The organism is Xanthomonas sp. CFBP 8445 (genome assembly GCF_025666235.1).
Taxonomy (GTDB): domain Bacteria; phylum Pseudomonadota; class Gammaproteobacteria; order Xanthomonadales; family Xanthomonadaceae; genus Xanthomonas_A; species Xanthomonas_A indica.
On record NZ_CP102594.1, the window covers coordinates 4,498,619 to 4,519,048 of the forward strand.

Genomic DNA, 20,430 nt, shown 5'->3' on the forward strand with positions numbered 1-20,430 from the left:
GCGCGTCTACTTGGACAGCGCCCCGGCCAGCACGCCCGCCTGGATCACCTGTCCCAAGATGTTCTTGTTGCCGTCCAGCGCCCGCCGGGCCAGCCGCGACTGGTCGTCCTTGAGCGCCACGATGTAGGCGTCGTAGGCCTTCATCTGCGCCTGCCAGTAATCCAGATCCATGGAGTTCTGCGCCACGAAGCGCCGCACCTCGTTGTCGTTGGCGGCCAGCGCGCCCTGGCTGGTGCCCACCCCATCGCGCTGCGACTGCACCTGCTTGAACTGCTCGTTGCGCTGGATCAGGCGCTTGAGCATGCGCACCGTCTCGTTGTACTGGGCATTCTTCGCCATCACGATGCGCGCGCAGACCTTCATCTGCTCGTCAACCGCGCTGCCGTTCATGTCCGGCGCCAACGCCTTGAACTGGTTCATCAGCCCGTTGATGCCGCTCTGGCTCGCACCCGGGCAGCTGTCCTCCAGCCCGTAGTCCTGGGGCCGCTCCGGAAAGTTGTCGGCCATGGTGGAATCTCCGAACTGCAGCCGCTGCAGCTTGATGAGCTGCTGCTGGTAGTGCTCCAGCTGCATTTGGTACTGCTTGATCGTCTCGGTCCAGCGCTTGGCCTGCTCCGCGTACTCCTGCAGCGCCTTGGCCATCGACATCGGGTCGTTGACGATCCAGGTGGCGTTGGCGGGCGCGACCACCAGGCAGGCGGCGATGGCGACAGCCGCGCACAGGCGTGTCAGGCGTGTCAGGCGGAGAGGACGGTTCGGGGATTGGGTCATGGCGGTCTCGCGGTCAGTTGGTGCCATACGGCGGTTCGGGCGATGCCCACGGCCGCGCTGCGGGCGGAATGCGCGCACGGGCAGCGACCTGCTGGCTGCAGGAGCTACAGCGGGGATCGCATCTGGAAGCCTGCCGCCGCCACCGTCCTGCCTGGACCAAGTTCGCTCACTGCTCATCGGATCCATCCAACTCGAACTGCAGACCGTTCGCATACAGGTAGGGGAGCAGCTCACCGCCATCGCGCAAACCGAGCTTGGCCAGTCCGCTGTATTTATGCGTCGTCACCGTGCTGTAGCTGCGCCCGGTGCGCCCTCCAATCTCCCCAGCCTTCTCCCCACGACTGAACGCGAGCAGGATCGACCGCTCCGCGTCCGTCAAGGATGTCCAGGGGTGGGACTTGATGCTGTCCACATCGATGCTGCTGTCCAGGTATCGGCAGCCCGAGCCAGCCGCCTCGATCGCCTGCGCGAGCTCCGTCACGGCACTCGTCTTCGCCACATACCCCAGGGCGCCGGCCCGGAACACCTCGCTCGCGAGGAACGCGCTTTCTTCCGCGGTGTGGACCACCACCCGTGCAGTCGGATCTGCCCGCAGTACTGCACGCACCAGGCGCGCCCGCTTCAGCTTGCCGGGCATCAGCAGGTCGAGCACCACCAACCGGACAACGCCACCGGGAGGTTCCGCGCAGGCATCCAGCAGCACCTCGCTTCCATGGAACGTGGCGCAGTGCGATCCAGGCACGGCGAACGCCGTGGCAAGCAGTTGCAGCACGGCGAATGTCGCAGACGGATGATCGTCGGCGATGAAATACCTGCAGGGCCGCGCATCCGGTTGGTCCTCTGCCTTGCGGGCCGCCGGCCCGGCGCTGGTCATCCAGTCCATCTGCGTGTTCCGTGGCTCAGCCGATACCCGTCCGCTCCGGGCTGCGGCAGCATCGCTGCTGCGCGCCAGGCCGTCCAGTGCCACGGCATGCGATCCCAGGGCTCTTCAGCCATGCTCACAATCCTTGATCGAGCGCTGCCCGAAGCCGTACAGCGGATCGAAGATCCACTCGAAGAGCCGGCGGCGGTCGGGGCGTATGCCAGCGTCGAGCGTCATGCCGGGCCGCTGAGTGTCTGGCCTTCCGTACACCTGCACGTGCTGATTCTCCCGATGCACCAGCACACGGTAGCTTGATTTCTTGATCTCCTTGCCTGGGACATTGTTCGCCTCGGACAGCGACGACCAATCGCGCGACACCTGTTGCGCACGACCGAGGTACTGGCCGAACTGCTGGTAGCCGTAGGCACGGTATCGGATGACGACCTCCCCGCCCTTGCGCATGAAACCAGAGCCCTGCGTGGGAACCCAGAGCTCTGCCGGGAAAGTCGTCGCCGCAGGCAGCACAGTCGCCATCGGCAGCTCGGCCACCACGAATTGCTCGGTATCGACGGGCGGATCTGTCACTGGACCATCCACCGGAGGTATCAGGAGCGCCGCGCGCTGGATGTCCCGGCTCTGCATGCCGGCCAGTCGGTCATGCCCGGTGAGGTCATCCAACAGCCGCTGGCGCTTGAAGGCCATTTGCTCGGACACGGCAAAGCCGGCATCTCCTCTCGATGCACTGGTTTGCGTTTCGGCAATCCCTGGCAGCGGCTGCCCCGCTCGCAACCACACACCCTCGCGCACGAAGACGGGTGTTATGGGCCCTCTCTCGGGGGCCACCACGGTGAGCAATCCATCGCTAGGCACCACTGTCCCGCTGACCGGCTCGTGGCGGTCGTACTGACCTAACGCGAGCAACAACGCGATCGCGAGGACTGCGCAAATGCCGAACCCCATGAACGCCCAGCCGCTCCGCAGTTCCCGCAGGGATATGGAACCGGCAAGCACGCTGCGCCTGTTCTCATAGACCTCGCTGCGGAACAAGCTGGAGTTCACACCATGGTCCTCGCGGTCCCTATCCCACTCAATCCGCCGAAGGCGCGATCTCTGGGCAATGGTGTCAGGCTGGTTCCGGCGTGCCTATTGGGAAAATTATGAGGGCCGCTCCTGCCCGCGAAGGTACGAGGCATTCCTGGGGGGTAATCCCCACGGGCGCTGGGTGATAGTCCCGCTTGACAGGCCTCTGCCGTAGCCAGGCGCTCCTCATCGGTCGGTTGCCCGAACCCTCACGGACCGACGCGGCTCGGCGAAACCGCCTCTCAAGTTGGCCGCCCGGGCGCTGGCGCAATACGGTCAACGCCACATCCACATTCATTGCAGCGCCAGTCCTTCCGCCTGCGCAGCATCGAGTCTCCCCACAGCAAGGAGACCGACATGACCTCGCGTGCCACGGCCAGCCACGCCGCATCCCCTCGCCTCCCCCTGTCCGGCGTGCTGGCCGCGGCACTCCTTTGCAGCGCCGCGTCGGCCCAAGCCGACGCGGCCCTCGAACGCGATCGGCTGGCGGGGGCGCAGCGCCTGCTCGACCAGGTGGACCGGCTCGCCGCCACGGCGGCTCCGGCATCGGCGTCCGAGCCGTCCCGCTACCACTTCGACTACGCACGCCTGCACGACGACGTGCGCCGCATGCAGGCGGGCTTCGCCAGCTTCCTGGTCCCCGTGCGCGCGCAGCCGCGCGACCCGTCCGCACTGACGGGCCAGTACACGCGCGAGAGCGCGCCGAGCCCGGCACCTCCGGAGCAGCTGCGATGACCGCGAGCGCGGACCAACTCGCAGCCTTTCAGGCCAACGGCGGCTTCCCGGCTTCGGCCGTCGCCGATGTCGTGCTGGGTTTCGTGTTCGCCGTGCTGCTGCTTTGGGGCGTGTGGGCCATGCGCGCCGCCTACGCCGGCTGGGCCGAGCAGCGCTTGTCGCAGCGCCAGTTTCTCGCGGTGGTTGTCCGCTTCCTCGCGCTCTACCTCGTGCTGACCTTCCTGCTGCTTTCCCGCTGATCCCGCCTTTCCCGAGAAATCCGATGAACCGAGGACCTGCCATGCAAGCACCCACCCTCCCCCGACGTCGCGCCTTGCGTACCGCTCCCATCTTCGCGACGGCCACCCTGCTGGCGATCGCGACACCGGCGTTCGCGGTCGGCCTGCCCACGATGGAAGACCCCTCCCGCGGAGCCGGCAAGGGCATCCTGCAGACGCTGCAGAACTACGGCTACGACATCGTTCTCCTAGTCGCGCTGCTCGTCGTAGCCTCCATGTTCGTCGGCGTCTGCTACCACGCCTACACGCGCTACTCGGAAATCCACACCGGCCGCGCCACCTGGGGCCAGTTCGGCCTGACGGTGGCCGTGGGCGCGATGCTGCTGGTGGTCGGCATCTGGCTGCTCACCAAGGCCACGGCCATCCTGTAGCAGCGCGCCCATGGCCCCCCAGGACGCGACACGCGACGGGCTCGTCGCCTTCCTACCGCACCGGCTCAACCGCCAGCCCGTGGTGGTGCGCGGCCTCACCGCCGACGAACTCTGGGTCTGCGCCGGCGCATCCGCCGCCGCCGGACTGGCCGTGGGGCTCCCGCTGGCGTGGATCACGCGCAGCATCGCAATGGTGCCTACCATGATCGTGGCGGGCATTGCCGCGGGCGTCTTCATCGGAGGCGGCATCCTGCGGCGCGCGAAGCGCGGCCGGCCTGACACCTGGCTGTACCGCCAATTGCAGTGGCGGCTGGCCCTGCGCCATCCGCTGTGGGCCACGCGCCTGGGCGGCCAGGGACTGGTCACGCGCTCCGGCTGCTGGACCACGCGCCGCACTGCGCCCGTTCGCCGCCCGCGCGGCCACCGTGGCTTCCACCCACGCCACCTGCATCCCCGGGGCCGGCCATGAGCCGCTTCCGCAACGAGGTGGCGCACCTGCAGGCGCACGTGAGCACCCTGCGCCGGGTGGGCGCGGCGCTGTTCGCACTGGCGGTGCTGCTGGGCATCGGCTGGGCAAATGCGCCGCGCCACCTGACCATCCACGTGCCCCCCGATCTGCGCTCGGGCAGCACCCGCAAGTGGTGGGACGTGCCGCCCGAGAACGTGTACGCCTTCGGCTACTACATCTTCCAGCAGCTCAACCGCTGGCCGACGAATGGCGAGGAGGACTACCCCCGCAACCTGCGCGCCCTGTCCGCCTACCTTACCCCGTCCTGCCAGGCTCTGCTGCAGCAGGACTACGAAACCCGCCGCAACAACGGCGAACTGCGCCAGCGCGTGCGCGGCCTCTACGAAATCCCGGGCCGCAGCTACGGCGAGGACCCGACCACGCGCGTCAAGGTGCTGTCCGAGCGCGACTGGATCGTGACGCTCGACGTCGCCGCGGACGAGTACTACGCGGGAGAGCAGGTCAAGCGGGCGCTCGTGCGCTACCCGCTGAAGGTGGTCCGCCTCGACATCGATCCCGAGCGCAACCCCTTCGGCCTGGCCCTCGACTGCTACAGCGGTGCTCCGCAGCGCATCACGCCGCCCGCCGCGGCGCCCGCGACCACGACACCGGGCCACCCGTCCGCGCCCGCCGCGCCCTTGCCTGGAGGCACGCCATGAACAGACCGATCCCCTTAGCCCTGCGCGCGCTCGCACTGGGCGCCATGCTCTGGCTGGGCGTCGCTCCCGCAGCCCAGGCACTGCAGATTCTGCGCTGGGAACGCATGCCGCTCGCTGTGCCGCTGCACGTCGGGGAAGAGCGCGTGGTCTTCATCGATCGGAACGTGCGCGTGGGCGTGCCCGCCGCCATCGCCGATCGTCTGCGCGTACAGAGCGCGGGCGGCGCGATATACCTGCGGGCCAGCGAAGCGATCGAACCGACCCGGTTGCAGTTGCAGGACGCCGACAGCGGAGCGCTGATCCTGATCGACATCGCAGCCGAAGCGCCGAAGGAAGGCCAGGCACCGCTGGAGCCCGTGCGGATTGTCGAAGGCGACACGCCGGGTAAGCGCTACGGCGCCCGCGACGGAACTCCGGACAGCGACGCAGGCGCCGATGAGCGCCCCGCCGACGTGCGAGCGTCCGGGTCCCCCGAATCGGGAACCCATGCGCGCCACGAGACGCCGGTCGCAGTGGTGCTCACCCGCTATGCCGCGCAGAGCCTCTATGCCCCCTTGCGCACGGTGGAGCCAGCCATGGGCGTGTCGCAGGCGAACTTGCGCCGCGGCCTGAACCTGGACGCGCTCGCGCCATCGCTGCCCGTGCGAGCGCAGGCCCTGGCTGCGTGGCGCATGGAAGACCAGTGGGTGACCGCGGTCCGCCTGACCAACACCTCGCCGCGCTGGGTGGACCTCGATCCCCGCATGCTGATCGGCGACTTCGTCGCCGCGACCTTCCAGCACCCGGGCCTGGGGCCGGCCGGCGACGCCACGGATACCACGGTGCTCTACCTCGTCACGCGCGGCCGCGGGCTGGGCGACGCGCTGCTGCCGCGCATCAGCCGGATCGACGCCGCGCAAAACCTCCCACCGCCGGCCCTCGACGCCGGCGTGGCTCCAGCTGCCACGCCGGCCGCCCCACACCAGCCTTCGGGAGCCGCCCATGAAAAGTAACGGCCTGCTCAAGTGGCTGATGATTCCTGTCGTCGCGCTGCTGGTCTTCCTTGGCATCCACCTCACCTCCGTGCGCTCGGACAAGTCCGCCGCAGGTGCCGGCACCGCGCAGCTCAGCCCGGAGGAGATGAAGGCCCTGGGCATCGACGGCGACACGCCGCGCGATACCGTGGCCACCCTGGTCGCGCAGGTCAAGCAACTGCGCGGCGAACTGCAGACCGCGGTAGGCGAGAACAAGAACCAGCGCGCGGAAAACGAGCGCCTGCGCCAGCGCGACAACTCGATTGACCAGCGCATCCAGGCCGCGATCGACGGTGAGCGCAACCGCCAGCGCCAGGAGACCGAGCAAGTCGCTGGCGACAAGCAGCAGACCCAGAGCATGCTGCAGGACCTGCAGCACAAGCTGGACCAGTTGGGCGCCAAGGGCGGCTCCGCCGATCTGCCGGTTGGGCTGGGGCTGGAGGAAGGCGACGGCAAGGGCTTCGGCGCCGCTGGCGCTTCTGGCGTGCGGTGGGTGGAACCCGACGACGCGCGGCCCGATGCGGGCAAGAACGCACCGGGCGGCACCGGCAAGGCCGATCGCTTTCCGATGCATTTCGGTCCCGCCGATGGTGGTACCGGCGGCGGCTCGGCATCTGCCACGCCGGCCGGCACCTCGCCCGCCACCGAGGCCAAGCCCGCCAAGCCGATGTACACGTTGCCCACCAACGCCACCCTGATGGGTTCCGTCGCGATGACGGCCCTGATCGGGCGTGTGCCGATCGACGGCACGGTCAACGACCCCTATCCCTTCAAAGTCCTGATCGGCCCTGACAACCTGACGGCCAACGGCATCGACCTGCCGGAGGTGGCGGGCGCGGTGGTGAGCGGCACCGCCTCGGGCGACTGGACGCTCTCGTGCGTACGCGGCCAGATCCGCTCGGTCACTTTCGTGTTCCGCGACGGCACCATCCGCACGATTCCCGACGACAAGACGCAGGGCGGCGCGGGCGGCAGCCGCGGCGGCTCCGGCAACGGCAACGGCAACGCCGCCGACGGCCAGGGCCCCATCCTCGGCGGCCTCGGCTGGATCAGCGATCCGCACGGCATCCCCTGTGTCAGCGGCGAGCGCCGCAGCAACGCGCAGCAATATCTCGGATCGCAGGCCCTCATCACTGCGGCTGGCGCCGGCGCCGCGTCGCTCATCAAGAGCGACAGCGGCAGCGTGGCGGTGGTCAGCAACGGCAACGGCTCGCTGGGCACCGTGGGCATCTCCGGCAACGAGGCCATGGGCCGCATCCTCGCGGGCGGCGTGCAGGAGATGTCCCAGTGGGTGAACAAGCTCTACGGGCAGGCCTTCGCCGCGGTGTACGTGCCACCCGGCGCCCAGGTCGCCGTCCACCTCGAACAACCTCTGCAGATCGACTACGAAGCCCAGGGCCGCAAGGTCCGCCACACCACTGGAGGAACCCATGCGACCGACCTGGACTGAGCGCCGCATGCCGCAGCGCTTCCTGCTTGCCACCGCCGTCCTGCTGCTGTCGGGCTGCGCGACGCACAAAGACGACCTGCTCTCGCACGGAGACCGCACGATGAGCGATATCTGGGACCAGGAGACCGGCGGTGCCGGCGTGCCCGGTGCGCAGGTCGGCGGCGCGGCGACACGCCAACTGATGGACGCGCGCCAGGTCCTGCGCCGCCCCCTGACGGCAGCCGACGTCCAGGCCATCCCCGCCGACAACGCGGCCTACACCCGGACGGCGCAGAACGAGATCTACCGCCAGTTCCGCCGGCTGCCCAACCCCGATCTGGTGATGTACGTCTTCCCCCACCTCGCCGGGACCGATCCCGTTCCCGTGCCGGGCTACAGCACCGTGTTTCCTCTGTACCAGCGCGTGCAGTACGCGATGCCCGGCGAACGCGTGGAGGACTACTGATGCCGCGGCGGCCGCGCTGGCGCTGGTCCGAGCGCGCCGCGGGCGCGCTGCATCGGCTGCGCAGCGGTGTGTCGGCGATGGGTTCGGTCGCCGCCGAGCACCCCGCCGCGGAACCGCCCGATGCCTGGGACGAACACGTCGCACGGCTCGCGGAGAACGGCATTCCGGCGCCCGGCACGCACGCGCGCCCGCCGGGCCGGCCGCGCGCCACCGAAGACGACGAGCGTGCCCTCTACGGCGTGTCGCCCTCCTTCGTGGACATGCTGCCCTGGGCGGAGTACCTTCCCGAGTCGCGCAGCATGCTGCTCGATGACGGGGTGTCCGTCGCGGCATTCTTCGAGCTCGTGCCCATCGGCACGGAAGGCCGCGAGATGGCGTGGCTGTGGCAGGCGCGCGATGCGCTGGAGAACGCGCTGCAGGACGCTTTCGACGAACTGGACGATCACCCATGGGTGGTGCAGCTCTACGCCCAGGACGAGGCCAGTTGGGACCGCTACCTGCGCGGCCTGGACGCCTACGTGCAGCCGCGGGCGCGCGACACCGCGTTCACCGCCTTCTACCAGCGCTTCTTCGCCCACCACCTGCGCGCCATCGCCAAGCCCGGCGGCCTGTTCGAGGACACGGCAGTGACGCGCCTGCCCTGGCGCGGCCAGGCCCGGAGGGTACGCATGGTGGTCTACCGGCGCCTCGGCGACGCCTCCAGCCAGCGCCGCGGCCTGTCGCCCGAGCAGTCGCTGACGACCATCTGCGACCGGTTGCAGGGCGGCCTGGCCAATGCCGGCGTGAGAGCGGAACGTCTGGGCGCAGCGGACATCCACGCATGGCTGCTGCGCTGGTTCAACCCGCAGCCGCGTCTGCTCGGCGATACCGCCCTCGACAGGGAACGCTTCTACGACCTGACGCGCTACCCGGACGAAGCCGAGGAAGGCGACATCGAACTTGCGAGCGGCACCGACTTCGCCCAGCGGCTGTTTTTCGGCCCGCCGCGCTCCGACGTGGACAACGGCCTCTGGTGGTTCGACGGCATGCCCCACCGCGCGGTGGTGATGGACCGCCTGCGCAACGCGCCGGGCACGGGCCACCTCACGGGCGAGACGCGCAAGGGCGATGCGATCAACGCGCTGTTCGACCAGATGCCGGAGGACACGGTGATGTGCCTCACCCTGGTCGCCACGCCGCAGGACGTGCTCGAATCCCACCTCAATCACCTGGCGCGCAAGGCCGTGGGCGAGACGCTGGCGTCCGAGCAGACGCGCCGCGACGTGCAGGAGGCACGCGGCCTCATCGGCAGCGCGCACAAGCTCTATCGCGGCGCACTCGCCTTCTACCTGCGCGGACAGGATCTCGCCCAACTGGACGAGCGCGGCGTGCAGCTCGCCAACGTGATGCTGGGTGCCGGCCTGCAGCCGGTGCGCGAGGACGACGAGGTCGCTCCCCTCAACACCTACCTGCGCTGGCTGCCCTGCGTGTTCGACCCCGCCAAGGACACGCGGCAGTGGTACACGCAGCTCATGTTCGTGCAGCACGCGGCCAACCTCGCGCCGGTCTGGGGGCGCAGCCGCGGCACGGGTCACCCCGGCATCACGTTGTTCAACCGGGGCGGCGACACCATCACCTTCGACCCGCTCAACCGGCTGGACCGGCAGATGAACGCCCATCTGTTCCTGTTCGGACCCACGGGATCGGGCAAGAGCGCCACCCTCAACAACCTGCTCAACCAGGTGACTGCGATGTACCGCCCTCGCCTCTTCATCGTCGAGGCCGGCAACTCCTTTGGGCTGTTCGGCGACTTCGCCGCCCGCCTCGGCCTCACGGTGAACCGCGTGCGGCTCGCGCCGGGCGCGGGCGTCAGCCTGGCTCCCTTCGCCGATGCGCGGCGCCTGGTGGACACACCCAGCCAGGTCCGCACACTCGACGCCGACGCGCTCGATGAAGCGCTGGATGCCGGCGGCGCCGCTTCCGACGGGGACGAGCAGCGCGACGTGCTCGGCGAACTGGAGATCACCGCCCGCCTCATGATTACCGGCGGCGAGGACAAGGAAGAGGCGCGCATGACGCGCGCCGACCGCAGTCTGATCCGCCAGTGCATCCTCGATGCCGCACGCCGCTGCACGGCCGCGGGCCGCACCGTGCTGACGCGGGACGTGCGCGACGCGCTGCGCGAACGGGCCGGCGACACCAACCTGCCCGATATGCGCCGCGCCCGGCTCCTGGAGATGGCGGACGCGATGGACATGTTCTGCCAGGGCGCGGACGGTGAGATGTTCGACCGTGCCGGCACGCCCTGGCCCGAGGCCGACATCACCATCGTGGACCTCGCCACCTACGCGCGCGAGGGCTACAACGCGCAACTCTCGGTGGCGTACATCTCGCTCATCAACACCGTCAACAACATCGCGGAGCGCGACCAGTTCCTCGGCCGGCCCATCATCAACGTCACCGACGAGGGCCACATCATCACCAAGAACCCGCTGCTCGCGCCCTACGTCGTGAAGATCACCAAGATGTGGCGCAAGCTCGGCGCCTGGTTCTGGTTGGCGACCCAAAACCTCGACGATCTGCCGAAGGCCGCCGAGCCCATGCTCAACATGATCGAGTGGTGGATCTGCCTCTCCATGCCGCCGGACGAAGTGGAGAAGATCGCCCGCTTCCGTGAACTCAACCCGGCACAGAAGGCCCTGATGCTCTCGGCACGAAAGGAAGCGGGAAAGTTCACCGAGGGCGTCATCCTCTCCAAGTCCATGGAACTCCTCTTTCGGGCCGTACCGCCCAGCCTGTACCTGGCCATGGCCATGACCGAACCCGAAGAGAAGGCCGAACGCTTCGCGCTGATGCAGCAGCATGGCATCCACGAGCTCAACGCCGCCATCCTGGTCGCCGAGCGCATCGATCGCGCACGCGGTATCGAGCCGCTGCCGCACCACGCCCTGGGCTGAAACGAAGGCCTCCCATGCGACCCACCATCACCCGACTCCTGCGCTGGCGCACGGCGCTCTCTCCCATAGAGTGGCCGATCGCCGCCGCGGCCATTCTGCTGGCCGCTGCGCTCGCGATCGCGATCTGGCCGGAACATCCGCAGGGTGCGTCTTCCGAAGCTCAGCCAGCCCAGACCGCGCCGCCCCTGCCGCCAGGACCGCCCTGGACACACGGCCGCTCCGATGCGCGTTTCACGATCACCGTCTATGCGGACTTCGAGTGCCCGTACTGCCGGGACTACGTTCCCCAACTCGTGCGCTGGATCGACGCCACGCCGGACGTAAACCTGCAGTGGCATCACGTGCCGCTCCCGGCGCATGAGCCGGCGGCCAGCCAGGAGGCCCGGCTCGCCGAATGCGCTGGCGAGCAGCGCGGACATGCCGGCTTCTGGCACGCGGTGGACTGGATCTACGCACACACGCGCGCCGAGGGCCGCGGCATGCCGGACGGCGACCGCTACCCGGACATGACTTCCAGCATGCAGACCTGCCTGACCGGCGAAAAGGCGAAGGCCACCGTCAGCCAGCAGGCCCGCCAAGCCGCCGACGGAGGCATCACCGGGACGCCGACGCTGCGGCTGCGGGACCGCACCAGCGGCAAGGAAATGCGCCTCAGCGGGGCAGTGCCGGCCGATGCGCTGATGTCCGCGCTGGACTTGCTGGCATCGCCGAGGCCGGCGCGCTGACCTCCGGCGAGGAATCACCCGAAGGAATGCCCGCGCTCGACCGCCGCGCACGGCGGGGCACCGCTGCAGGAGGATGCGCGAGCCATTCCCGACGTTTCTCAAACGCCAACTGCCGCGCCTCCAGTTCCCCGTGCTCGCACACCGCAAACTGCTTGCGACGAACGCCGCCCGTCGGTAGATCGCATTCGGCCACCCAGTAGTCGCGGCAGACCTGGGTACCGTCGCGCAGCTTCCATTTGAGCTCCATGCGATACACCCGCTTGTCCGGTGAGGGCTTCCGTTCGGACGCCTGGGCAGGCCGCCTGCCGCGCCGGGGCGTGGCGGGAGCGACGATCTCGGAGGGTGTTTGCCCCTCCGGTACGGCGTTCGGGTGATGCGCGACCCAGCCATCGAGCAGTTTGAGCAATTCCAGCCGGGCCTTGATAGCCCGTTCCCGCGCCTGATCTTCGCCGTACTTCCGCACGGCAAACGTACGCCTGCGGGTCTTTCCGTTCGGCAGAGATACCATCGCGCACCAACGCGCAAAGCCGTTTTCCTCCCTGCGCATGACGCCAGGGGTGCCGGACGTGTTGTTGGCCCTGACGATCGTCGCGAAGTCGCGCCGGCTCATGGCCGGAACTTCCTTGAGCAGTCCGTCACGATAGGCGATCGCCGCGGCTTTGGCCTTTTCCGGGTCGCCGTACGTGGCTACCCGAAACTCCTTATCGAAGTGTTCCCCGCCGCGGGTGATCGATACGGACCAGCGTAGTAGCCTGCCACGCCCGTACCTCGGGATCAGCCCATAGATCTTGTCGGGATGCTCGGTATCGACCATGGACGTGCGAAAAAGAGAGACACGAGCGACGCTCGGATTTTCCTGAAGACAGGAAATCAGGCCGCAATGGAGCCACCTGCTGACTTGTACTCAGGAAGCCAAGAGACCCCCACCCAATCTCCGGTGCGCACCAGGGTCATGGTCTTGAGCGTCTTCGCCGGCCCCCCGAACGTGCAGTTCACGGCCCAGCACTGGCCATCGAAACCAGGTACGACAAAGCAGGCTATCTCGGGCAAGGCCAGAACAGCCTCATCGTCCTTCTGCGCCAGCAGCGCGACCACCTCACTCGAGGTGGCAGCACCAACATCCAGCCCGCGGGGCCATTCCCCAGTCCACGCGTTCGCCGGCCGGGACATGGGAGTGTGAAACGTCAATGCATGCAGCCCCCACAGCTGCTCGTGGTCAGGGAGCCGGGGATCCATGCACTGCAGCATCAGATCCAGCCCGAGGCACTCCACGCTCACGTGGTAGGGGTCCGAACCATGCCCCCGGCGGAGATCACGAACCGGCGGCTTCAACGACATTAACGCCTTCTGCATCGGCTCCTGGCGGCTGTATCGCCCAAGATTGCGCAGCAGCATGTCGGGTAGAGGATCGAATCGCGAAGGCATGAAGTCACTTTCATCCGTTGACCCAGGTCTATTTCGCGCGCGCGGCGTCCACGAGGTCTTTGGGGTAGTAAGGGTTGCCGCGCAATGCCTCGTCCGAAATACCCAGTGCGATGGCCGCGAGCGCCACGTCGAAGCACCAGTAGCCGAAGTAAGCGCCATCCGCTCCGTTCAAGCTGTCAGACCAGTAGATCGGCTTGATCTTCTTCTTCCAAACCTTGGAGAAGGCGAGCAACTTGGCCGGGCGCTCTGAAGGATCGCAACGCCACACTTCCAACAGCGGGTCGTATACCTTTGGGAACTTGCACGCATCCGCGACGGGTCGTTGCGCGTCACCCAACGCTCTCGCTCCTTCGTCGATCAGCGCGTCCTCGCCGGGGTGGCCAATAGCATCGATGAGACGCTTCATTTCAGCCGCATTGAAATGCAACGCTTTGGCGAAAGCCATCATTGATAACGCATCGTAAACAGTGTCCAGAGTGAGGCGTTCATACATTACCTTCTCATTTTTCCGCTCTGGCGGAATTTGAGAAATCATTTTACTTTCAATCTCTTTTGCTTCGACCCACCTCCAAATGCTTGGGCCGATTTTCTCCATCGCATCACCTCTGCCATACCGAAGGACACAAATTTGAAATGTGTACATGCACAGACTGGCTGCGTTGCCGGGTCGCCCTTCAACACGGGGGAAACTTTCAGCTACTGGCAGCTTTTCATCCACCAGCTTTTCTCGAAATTCAATCCGCTTGGTGAAATACTCGATATCTTTTTCGGAATCTCTCATGATACTAATCCTTAAAATCCTGGAACCCTACCGGCTTTACCTCTGATGACATTTCCATCGGTGCCGATTTTAGTAGCAGTTGTAGTTCCGTCTTCGGCAGTCCGCACCAGCCACTTCTCTACATTACCCTGGTTCAGGGAGTCTATTATTTTTGCAGCCTCTTCTTCGCCAACTTTGTCTATCAGCCTCTTTCGAACCCAGTTGTCGTCCATTTGATTCGTGCCGTCGGCCAGATTCTTCTCCAACTGAGCCTTACCATACTTGAATTCTGCAATAACGTAATCCGGAGGGGGATTGGGATTCTTGTACACACCATCGATGCCATTCTTCCCCACCTCGTAGACGCCATCGGATTTTCCAACAGGCTCCAACTTATGGTCGACTAGCGTTTCGTGTCCATTCTTTTCGCCGATCGCAGCCTTCTCGTTGCTGGTCAACTGCTTGATCTTGACGCCATTGTCCTTGGCCGCATCTCCTGCTTTCGCTGCATCGGCAGCCTCCCCGGCCTCAGCCGCCTTCCCAGCCTCTGCGGCCTTGGCAGCCTCCGCAGCCCTGGCTGCTTCTGCGGCTCTGGCTGCTTCCGCTGCCTTGGCTGCTTCTGCGGCCTTGGCTGCTTCCGCTGCCTTGGCTGCCTCGGCCGCCTTTGCAGCTGCGCTCGCGGCTTTGGCGCCTTGGGCAGCCTTTGCGACGTCGCCAATCGCAAAGACGGCAGTCCCGACCTCCAGTGCACCACGCGTCACGGACTCGACGTAGTCACCCTTTTTCCACGGCTCGGTCACCGGCTTGATGACTTCGTTCACGGCCGCCGCCGCGCCTTCCTTGACGGACGCCAGGCAGACATTGCCCAGGACGATGTTCTCCGCCAGGATCGCTGCATCCAGGTTGCTGTGGATCGCGCCCGCGATGTTGACCTTTTTGCCCACGGTGTAGGCAAGCTCACCGATGCCTACTCCGAGGTCCTTCACGAAGCCCAGTACGCCGCGCAAGGCCTGGGTGCCGTAGTTGCCCGCCGTGGACCAGCCGCCTTCGTCCTTGACGTTGATCGAGGCAATGCCACCGTCCGCCATCTTGTTCAGCTCATCGAACTGCACGATCTTGTCGAGCTGGTCCGGATCCATGAAGCTCAGCTCCTGCTTGAGCTTCTCCAGCTTCTGCAACCTGTCGGACGTCTTGGGGGGATCATTGCAGGGCAGCTTGCCGTTCTTGACGGTCCCGGCGGGCTCTCCCTGCTCCGTGACGAGCTTGCCCACCGTGTTGGGCCCACCGGGCCCCACGTTCATCTGCACCACGGTGTCGTGCCGCGCGCAGACCAGCCCGTTCACCTTCACGCTCGTGTTGTCGCCGATCAGCCGGACATGCCCTGGCTGCTGGGAGGTCTGCGATACCACGCCCTTGCCGGCGTTCGCGTCAGTACCGCGCACCCAGTCCGTGAGCCGGTACACGGGCTTTCCGCGCGCATAGACATTCGGCGACGTCCGCAACTGGTTGGACAGATCGCGGAAGCTGTCGAACGGCACGGGCGTGTTGCCCACCTTGCACACGTCAGGCGCAGTGCAGATGGCCCGCCACACGGCCTCCGCGCAGGCGATGTGCTTCTTAGCCATTCGCGACCTCGGCAGGGGAATGGCTTCGATGGATGTGGATCGGCTGTTCAGCGCCGCGTTGCGCCGGCCCGGCAGGGATGGCTGCCAGCATCACCTTGCGCAGCCCCCACTCCTTGGGCACGGCGCGGCGCCAGACCAACTGCACCGATTGCGCATCGAGATCGATGGTCACCGTGTCCAGGCGCATTTGCACGGGTTGCGTCAGCCCGTTGTTGTCCGTGAGCAGCGCCAGTAGCTGGATGTCCGGCAACTGGGTGTCGATGCGGCCCGTAGTGTCGCAGCCGATCAGGGTGAGGGGCTCGTCACCTTTCAGCCAGCCGTTCGCGATCAGGTCGGGCTGCGCGGATTGGTAGAACGCGAAATCGAAGTCCGGCGGCAGGTACGGGAAGTGTTCCGCACGCCATGCGTCGTCATAGGTGCCGGCATGGCGGGCACGCTGCGGGTTCCACCGGGGCACCGGGCCGAAGCACACGGGCGCGAGCCGCTCGCGGATGTCGCGCAGCGGCTTTTGCACATCCTCGATCTGCGGGGCCAGATAGAACTGGGCCCGGTCCAAATCGGCGTCGCCCACATATCCCCGCCCCACCGGATTGGGCTGGTAGGTGTCGAAGGCCTGGGCGTCGTGGATGTCATCGATAACCGGCCCGCGGTAACGCGCCCGGCGCACCGCACCACCATACGCCATCCCGGCGTGCAGGGGCACGGCGGTCGTCGGCTCAGGCTTCGTCAGGTGCCAGCCGCGCAGCGGCGTCCAGTGCCACGCACGCAGGCCCGTGACCTGCGCGGTCTTGGTGAGGGGGCCGACGCGCACGCCGATGGGCCAGTGCGTCGCAGGCTTGCCGTCCAGGGGCCGGGCGTGGCCGAGCACATGCACGTCCGTGCGCTGCTTGCCGACGACGAGGTGGGTTTCTTCCAGGAACGGCGTGCTCTCGGGCGCGCCGACGTAGCGGTCCACGCACTGGATGGGCATCTGCTCGTCCATGGCCAGCACGGGCTGCCCGTGCGCGAGGGTGAAGCTGCCCGCGACAATGACGACATCGAAGAAGCGGCCTTTGGTGGTCGCTTTCTCGATGACCATGTGCGGGAACGGGCTGTGGTTTTCGACGTCCATGCCAGTCCAGGGCGGATCAGTTCAGGTGGATGTCTTCGCCCTGGATCACCACGTTGTCGCCATCGGCCGTGATCTGTATGAGCTTGCCGTTGACGCTGACCGTGCCGTCGTCCTTCATCTCCAGCACGGACTTGCCCACCTTGAGAGTGATGCTGGTTTCGTCCATGACCAGGCTGGAGCCGCCTTTTCCTCCAGAGCCGCCGGAGGGTGCGGTGATGTTCTTGGAGACTGCGCCGGCCGCAGCCCCACCGCCGCCGCCCACGGTGAGCGCGTATTTCTTGCCCGCCGTGTGGGTGTGCTCCATCCCGATGGTGTCGCTGCGGTTCATGCCCACGTTGGTCATCATCGTGATGCCCACGTTGAGGTTGTAGGCCACGCCGACGTTGGCCATCTTGAAAACGCCCGTGGTCTGGATGCAGCCCACGCCGATGGTTTCGGTCTTCAGCAGGCCGACCGTGGTAGTCCAGTTCTTCGCGATGGAATCGGTCTCGCTGCGGCCGACCGTCTTGCTGCGGTTCTTGCCGATGCGGATGTCTTCGTTGATTCCGACCGTCTCGTCGCGGTTGTCGCCGATCGAGATCGTCTCGTTGTGGTCCACCCGCTCCTTGCGGTGGGAGTGGATGGTGATGGTCTCGTCGCCATCCACTTCCTCGGTGCGCCATCCATGCACCGTGATCTTCTCGTTCCGATCCACCGTCTCGGTCCGGTCCCGGTGGATGGTGTTCGTCTCGTCCCGGTCGATCGTCTTGCGCCGGTCCTGGCCCACCCAGTGGTCCTCGTCGTTCTCCACCTCGATGAGCTGGTCCTTCTGCGCATGCAGCCACACCTGCTCCGCGCCCTTCTTGTCCTCGAAGCGGATCGCGTTCGCATCGCCCGCGCCGTTCTTCATTCCGTCGCCGAACGCCCCGCCCTTGCTGGACTTCGTCTTGATGCCCGACTGCGTCGCATTGCCCGGCAAGGCCCAGGGTGGCATGTTCGCGGCGTTGTAGACGCTGCCCGTGACGATGGGATAGTCCGGGTCGCCGTTCAGGAAGTCCACGATCACTTCCTGCCCGATGCGCGGGATCGAGATTGCCCCGAAGCCCGAGCCCGCCCAGCTCGTGGCCACGCGCACCCAGCAACTGGAGTTCTCGTCCATCGCCCCCAGCCGGTCCCAGTGGAACTGCACCTTGATGCGGCCGTATTCGTCCGTCCAGATTTCCTCGCCCGCCGGGCCTACGACCACTGCCGTCTGCGGGCCTGTCGTGCGTGGCTTGGGTGTTTTTCTGGCCGGGGTGTAGGGCAGGCTCGTGGGCTGGGCCGTGAGGCTGAACTTCTGGAACGACCCCTGCTCCTCGTTGTGCTTGAGCGCCTCGCCCGGCTTGGCGCTGTTGAAGGAAGAACTGCGCGGGTTTTCGTGCAGGTGGTAGGTGACGCCCGTGATGAGGTATTGCCGGTTCTGGTCACCGCGCGGGTAGTTCTCCAGCGTGAAGGTGTAGCCCGTGGCCAGGCTCCGGTTGCGGGATTCACCCCTGACGGTGCTGTGCCCGGTCAGGCCTTCCTGCAGGCGCACCCGGGCATATTGCTCGCCGTCGCCGTGCTGCACGTAGCCGCCCGGCCATTCGTAGATCTCGTACGCATCGTGCGCGTGCCCCGGCGGCTGCTGGCGCATGTTGGAGAGGTCCGACCGGGGCTTCTTGAAGTCGTAGTCGTCGTTGTAGTACCGGCCGGGCTTGATCTCCTCGCCCAGCGTCCAGGCGTGGATGTTCTCGCGATCGGCCGTGGCCGACTTCTCGGGCGGGTAGAACGGGATCACGGCCGCGCCCGGCAGGGGCTCGTGGCCGGCCACGATGTCGTCGGCGATCACCAGGGTGTGCTGGCCGCTCGCGTGCTGGAAGTAGTAGTACGCCCCTTCATGCTCCAGCAACCTGGAGACGAAGTCGAAGTCGCTCTCGCCGTACTGCACGCAGTAGTCCCAGGCGCGGTACGCGCGCGTGAGCTTCAACTGCATCGGACAACCGTAACGGCTCAAAACCTCTTCCACGATCTGCGGGACGGTCTTGAACTGGAAGATGCGGAAGTCCTGCCGGCGCGTGGCCACCCAGAGCCAGGGCTGAAGGCGCAGGTGGTAGGAATACAGCCGATGGTCCTGGCCCTGCATGCCGAAGCGCGTGACCAGGCCGTCCAGGTACCGCTTGCCGCCGCCTTCGGTCTCGATCTCCACCGTCGCCGTCTTGCCCAGCAGCGCCTTGGGATCGATGTCGCGCCCCTCAGAGAGCAGGTCGATGTCGAAGGAGAAAAGCTGGCTCAGCTCCTCGCTGCCCCGCAGCTGCCGGAAATGCAGCTGCTCTCCCAGGGGCGTCTGGATGGTGACGCGGCGTGTCATGTTGGATGGCCGCGCGCCATGAGCGGCTGCACGGACGAGTAAAAACGGCGGCGATCATAGGCCGCGAAAAAGCATATTGGATAGCCGTCAACTCGGACAAATTTGTATTCAAATGTTCTGGACCTGGTTAGACAGCGGCCGCCACCCTTAAACCGCAAGAATACTTATCTACGGCATAACGAAAGAAACTGGTGCATCCGCTACACCAAAGCGCGCATAGCCGATAAACAGCGGCCATGATCTGCCAACCCTGAACGCTATCAAGTGGCCGTCATGCAGTTTCGACTCAAACAGATGGAAGTCTTCCGCGCGGTGATGTTGACCGGCACGGTAAAAGGTGCCGCCGCCATGCTGTGCCAGTCACAGCCCGCCGTCAGCCGCTCGCTCGCACACACCGAGCAGTCGCTGGGCCTCACCCTCTTCCAACGCACCAAGGGCAGACTGGTGCCCACCCCGGAAGCGGAAGCGTTGATCGAGCAGGTCAACCCGTTTTTCCAACACGCGATCCGCATCAACGATTTCGCGACCAGCCTGCGCACCGCTTCGGTAGGTCACCTCACCGTGATTTCCAGCTATTGCCTGAGTCGGGGCCTGGTGTCCAGAGCAGTCGTTCGCTTCATGGAGCGGCACCCCAAGGTACAGGTGCAACTGCGCACCAGTCTGCTCGCCGACATGCCCAAGGCATTACTCAGCGAAGAAGCAGACATCGCGGTTGCCGCCGTGGCAATGGACCATCTGCAATTACAGGTCCAGCCTCTTACGGAGGGACGCATGGTCTGTGTGATGCAGACCGGCCACCCCTTGGCGGGAGCCGATAGCGTGTGCTTCGCCGACTTGGCAAAGCATGTCGTCATCACACCCCATCCCAGCATCCCATTCGGGCAATTGCTGTCCGCAGCCCTGGAGCGGGCCGGTGTTTCCCTGGACGCACGCGTCAACGTCCACAACATGGATCTCGCCTGCGCATTGGTCCGTGCCGGTGCCGGGCTCGCCATCGTGGACGAATTTACCGTGGACGGGCTGGATGGCATGCAGGGCCTCACCACCGTCGCGCTCAAGGACGACGTGCTGATCGCGCCGGCTGTCATTTGCTCTGCGCACAGAGCAATGCGCCCATGCACCGAATCGTTCATGGACGCACTCACAGAGCAGGCATTCATGGACCGCCAAAGGCGAGGTCGCCAGGGACGCGAGCAAAAGCCGTGTTTATCGGCAACATAAACGAGACAGTCCTTACCCAGCGAACGTCCGAGTGTATTAACTCGACAGTCATACCCCCAAAACGATTTTGCAATCGGTAGATTCCGCGCT

General features: G+C 66.2%; 20 protein-coding genes. 11 read left to right on the plus strand and 9 right to left on the minus strand.

What is annotated here, in order from left to right; translation table 11 throughout:
* Positions 1–6: 6 nt before the first annotated feature.
* The 3 genes from NUG21_RS19455 to NUG21_RS19465 all read right to left on the minus strand — a co-directional run bounded on the left by NUG21_RS19455 (position 7) and on the right by NUG21_RS19465 (position 2,692).
* Complete coding sequence (locus NUG21_RS19455; protein ID WP_263393123.1) at positions 7–642, minus strand: hypothetical protein; 636 nt, start codon at positions 640–642, stop codon at positions 7–9.
* A gap of 295 nt (positions 643–937) precedes the next feature.
* Positions 938–1,654, minus strand: a complete 717-nt coding sequence (locus NUG21_RS19460; RefSeq protein ID WP_263391758.1) for a response regulator transcription factor — start codon at positions 1,652–1,654, stop codon at positions 938–940.
* Positions 1,655–1,759: 105 nt separating this feature from the next.
* Positions 1,760–2,692, minus strand: a complete 933-nt coding sequence (locus tag NUG21_RS19465) for an HlyD family secretion protein (protein WP_263391759.1) — start codon at positions 2,690–2,692, stop codon at positions 1,760–1,762.
* 378 nt (positions 2,693–3,070) lie between these two features.
* Here NUG21_RS19465 and NUG21_RS19470 point away from each other — a divergent pair, with 378 nt between their 5' ends.
* From NUG21_RS19470 to NUG21_RS19515, 10 genes are all read left to right on the plus strand, one after another.
* Positions 3,071–3,448, plus strand: a complete 378-nt coding sequence (locus NUG21_RS19470) for an integrative conjugative element protein, RAQPRD family (RefSeq protein ID WP_263391760.1) — start codon at positions 3,071–3,073, stop codon at positions 3,446–3,448.
* Positions 3,445–3,687 (plus strand): TIGR03758 family integrating conjugative element protein, encoded by a 243-nt coding sequence (locus tag NUG21_RS19475; RefSeq protein ID WP_011793689.1) that lies wholly within the window; start codon positions 3,445–3,447, stop codon positions 3,685–3,687. The genes NUG21_RS19470 and NUG21_RS19475 overlap by 4 nt, the downstream gene beginning before the upstream one ends.
* A gap of 89 nt (positions 3,688–3,776) precedes the next feature.
* Complete coding sequence (locus NUG21_RS19480) at positions 3,777–4,097, plus strand: TIGR03745 family integrating conjugative element membrane protein (RefSeq protein WP_263393124.1); 321 nt, start codon at positions 3,777–3,779, stop codon at positions 4,095–4,097.
* Positions 4,098–4,107: 10 nt separating this feature from the next.
* Positions 4,108–4,566 (plus strand): TIGR03750 family conjugal transfer protein, encoded by a 459-nt coding sequence (locus NUG21_RS19485; protein ID WP_263391761.1) that lies wholly within the window; start codon positions 4,108–4,110, stop codon positions 4,564–4,566.
* Positions 4,563–5,264, plus strand: coding sequence for a PFL_4703 family integrating conjugative element protein (locus NUG21_RS19490; protein WP_263391762.1), 702 nt, complete (start codon positions 4,563–4,565; stop codon positions 5,262–5,264). The genes NUG21_RS19485 and NUG21_RS19490 overlap by 4 nt, the downstream gene beginning before the upstream one ends.
* Positions 5,261–6,256, plus strand: a complete 996-nt coding sequence (locus tag NUG21_RS19495; RefSeq protein WP_263391763.1) for a TIGR03749 family integrating conjugative element protein — start codon at positions 5,261–5,263, stop codon at positions 6,254–6,256. Before NUG21_RS19490 ends, NUG21_RS19495 begins: the two co-directional genes overlap by 4 nt.
* Complete coding sequence (locus NUG21_RS19500; RefSeq protein WP_263391764.1) at positions 6,246–7,727, plus strand: TIGR03752 family integrating conjugative element protein; 1,482 nt, start codon at positions 6,246–6,248, stop codon at positions 7,725–7,727. The genes NUG21_RS19495 and NUG21_RS19500 overlap by 11 nt, the downstream gene beginning before the upstream one ends.
* A gap of 7 nt (positions 7,728–7,734) precedes the next feature.
* Positions 7,735–8,172 carry a TIGR03751 family conjugal transfer lipoprotein gene (locus tag NUG21_RS19505; protein WP_263391765.1) on the plus strand — a complete coding sequence of 146 codons (438 nt, stop codon included), beginning with the start codon at positions 7,735–7,737 and terminating at the stop codon, positions 8,170–8,172.
* Between the two features lie 77 nt (positions 8,173–8,249).
* Positions 8,250–11,108 (plus strand): conjugative transfer ATPase, encoded by a 2,859-nt coding sequence (locus tag NUG21_RS19510; protein WP_263393125.1) that lies wholly within the window; start codon positions 8,250–8,252, stop codon positions 11,106–11,108.
* A gap of 14 nt (positions 11,109–11,122) precedes the next feature.
* Positions 11,123–11,833, plus strand: coding sequence for a DsbA family protein (locus tag NUG21_RS19515; RefSeq protein WP_019797212.1), 711 nt, complete (start codon positions 11,123–11,125; stop codon positions 11,831–11,833).
* On the opposite strand, the gene NUG21_RS19520 is transcribed toward NUG21_RS19515, so the two are convergent.
* Genes NUG21_RS19520 through tssI form a run of 6 tightly spaced genes read right to left on the minus strand, consistent with a single transcriptional unit; the run spans position 11,760 to position 19,119 of the window.
* Positions 11,760–12,647: an AP2/ERF family transcription factor gene (locus NUG21_RS19520; protein ID WP_263391766.1), complete on the minus strand. Its 888-nt coding sequence runs from the start codon at positions 12,645–12,647 to the stop codon at positions 11,760–11,762. The genes NUG21_RS19515 and NUG21_RS19520 overlap by 74 nt on opposite strands.
* Before the next feature lie 56 nt (positions 12,648–12,703).
* Positions 12,704–13,258, minus strand: coding sequence for a hypothetical protein (locus NUG21_RS19525; RefSeq protein ID WP_263391767.1), 555 nt, complete (start codon positions 13,256–13,258; stop codon positions 12,704–12,706).
* A gap of 28 nt (positions 13,259–13,286) precedes the next feature.
* Positions 13,287–14,039, minus strand: coding sequence for a PoNe immunity protein domain-containing protein (locus NUG21_RS19530; RefSeq protein ID WP_263391768.1), 753 nt, complete (start codon positions 14,037–14,039; stop codon positions 13,287–13,289).
* Between the two features lie 11 nt (positions 14,040–14,050).
* Positions 14,051–15,643 (minus strand): PAAR-like domain-containing protein, encoded by a 1,593-nt coding sequence (locus NUG21_RS19535; protein ID WP_263391769.1) that lies wholly within the window; start codon positions 15,641–15,643, stop codon positions 14,051–14,053.
* A complete protein-coding gene (locus NUG21_RS19540) occupies positions 15,636–16,754 on the minus strand; it encodes a DUF2169 family type VI secretion system accessory protein (protein ID WP_263391770.1) in 1,119 nt (372 codons plus the stop codon). Before NUG21_RS19540 ends, NUG21_RS19535 begins: the two co-directional genes overlap by 8 nt.
* A gap of 16 nt (positions 16,755–16,770) precedes the next feature.
* Complete coding sequence (gene tssI, locus NUG21_RS19545) at positions 16,771–19,119, minus strand: type VI secretion system Vgr family protein (protein WP_263391771.1); 2,349 nt, start codon at positions 19,117–19,119, stop codon at positions 16,771–16,773.
* Positions 19,120–19,392: 273 nt separating this feature from the next.
* Between tssI and NUG21_RS19550 the strand changes: the two genes are divergently transcribed.
* Positions 19,393–20,340: a LysR family transcriptional regulator gene (locus tag NUG21_RS19550; protein WP_263391772.1), complete on the plus strand. Its 948-nt coding sequence runs from the start codon at positions 19,393–19,395 to the stop codon at positions 20,338–20,340.
* Positions 20,341–20,430 lie beyond the last annotated feature (90 nt).

Bases quoted from the DNA above. Each gene is read 5' to 3' on its own strand.
- NUG21_RS19460 (WP_263391758.1), bottom strand. From the start codon at position 1,654: ATGGACTGGATGACCAGCGCCGGGCCGGCGGCCCGCAAGGCAGAGGAC.
- NUG21_RS19485 (WP_263391761.1), top strand. From the start codon at position 4,108: ATGGCCCCCCAGGACGCGACACGCGACGGGCTCGTCGCCTTCCTACCG.
- NUG21_RS19490 (WP_263391762.1), top strand. From the start codon at position 4,563: ATGAGCCGCTTCCGCAACGAGGTGGCGCACCTGCAGGCGCACGTGAGC.
- NUG21_RS19500 (WP_263391764.1), top strand. From the start codon at position 6,246: ATGAAAAGTAACGGCCTGCTCAAGTGGCTGATGATTCCTGTCGTCGCG.
- NUG21_RS19495 (WP_263391763.1), top strand. From the start codon at position 5,261: ATGAACAGACCGATCCCCTTAGCCCTGCGCGCGCTCGCACTGGGCGCC.
- NUG21_RS19540 (WP_263391770.1), bottom strand. From the start codon at position 16,754: ATGGACGTCGAAAACCACAGCCCGTTCCCGCACATGGTCATCGAGAAA.
- NUG21_RS19510 (WP_263393125.1), top strand. From the start codon at position 8,250: ATGGGTTCGGTCGCCGCCGAGCACCCCGCCGCGGAACCGCCCGATGCC.
- NUG21_RS19470 (WP_263391760.1), top strand. From the start codon at position 3,071: ATGACCTCGCGTGCCACGGCCAGCCACGCCGCATCCCCTCGCCTCCCC.
- NUG21_RS19505 (WP_263391765.1), top strand. From the start codon at position 7,735: ATGCCGCAGCGCTTCCTGCTTGCCACCGCCGTCCTGCTGCTGTCGGGC.
- NUG21_RS19550 (WP_263391772.1), top strand. From the start codon at position 19,393: ATGCAGTTTCGACTCAAACAGATGGAAGTCTTCCGCGCGGTGATGTTG.
- NUG21_RS19530 (WP_263391768.1), bottom strand. From the start codon at position 14,039: ATGAGAGATTCCGAAAAAGATATCGAGTATTTCACCAAGCGGATTGAA.
- NUG21_RS19475 (WP_011793689.1), top strand. From the start codon at position 3,445: ATGACCGCGAGCGCGGACCAACTCGCAGCCTTTCAGGCCAACGGCGGC.
- NUG21_RS19520 (WP_263391766.1), bottom strand. From the start codon at position 12,647: ATGGTCGATACCGAGCATCCCGACAAGATCTATGGGCTGATCCCGAGG.
- NUG21_RS19525 (WP_263391767.1), bottom strand. From the start codon at position 13,258: ATGCCTTCGCGATTCGATCCTCTACCCGACATGCTGCTGCGCAATCTT.
- NUG21_RS19515 (WP_019797212.1), top strand. From the start codon at position 11,123: ATGCGACCCACCATCACCCGACTCCTGCGCTGGCGCACGGCGCTCTCT.
- NUG21_RS19535 (WP_263391769.1), bottom strand. From the start codon at position 15,643: ATGGCTAAGAAGCACATCGCCTGCGCGGAGGCCGTGTGGCGGGCCATC.
- NUG21_RS19455 (WP_263393123.1), bottom strand. From the start codon at position 642: ATGGCCAAGGCGCTGCAGGAGTACGCGGAGCAGGCCAAGCGCTGGACC.
- tssI (WP_263391771.1), bottom strand. From the start codon at position 19,119: ATGACACGCCGCGTCACCATCCAGACGCCCCTGGGAGAGCAGCTGCAT.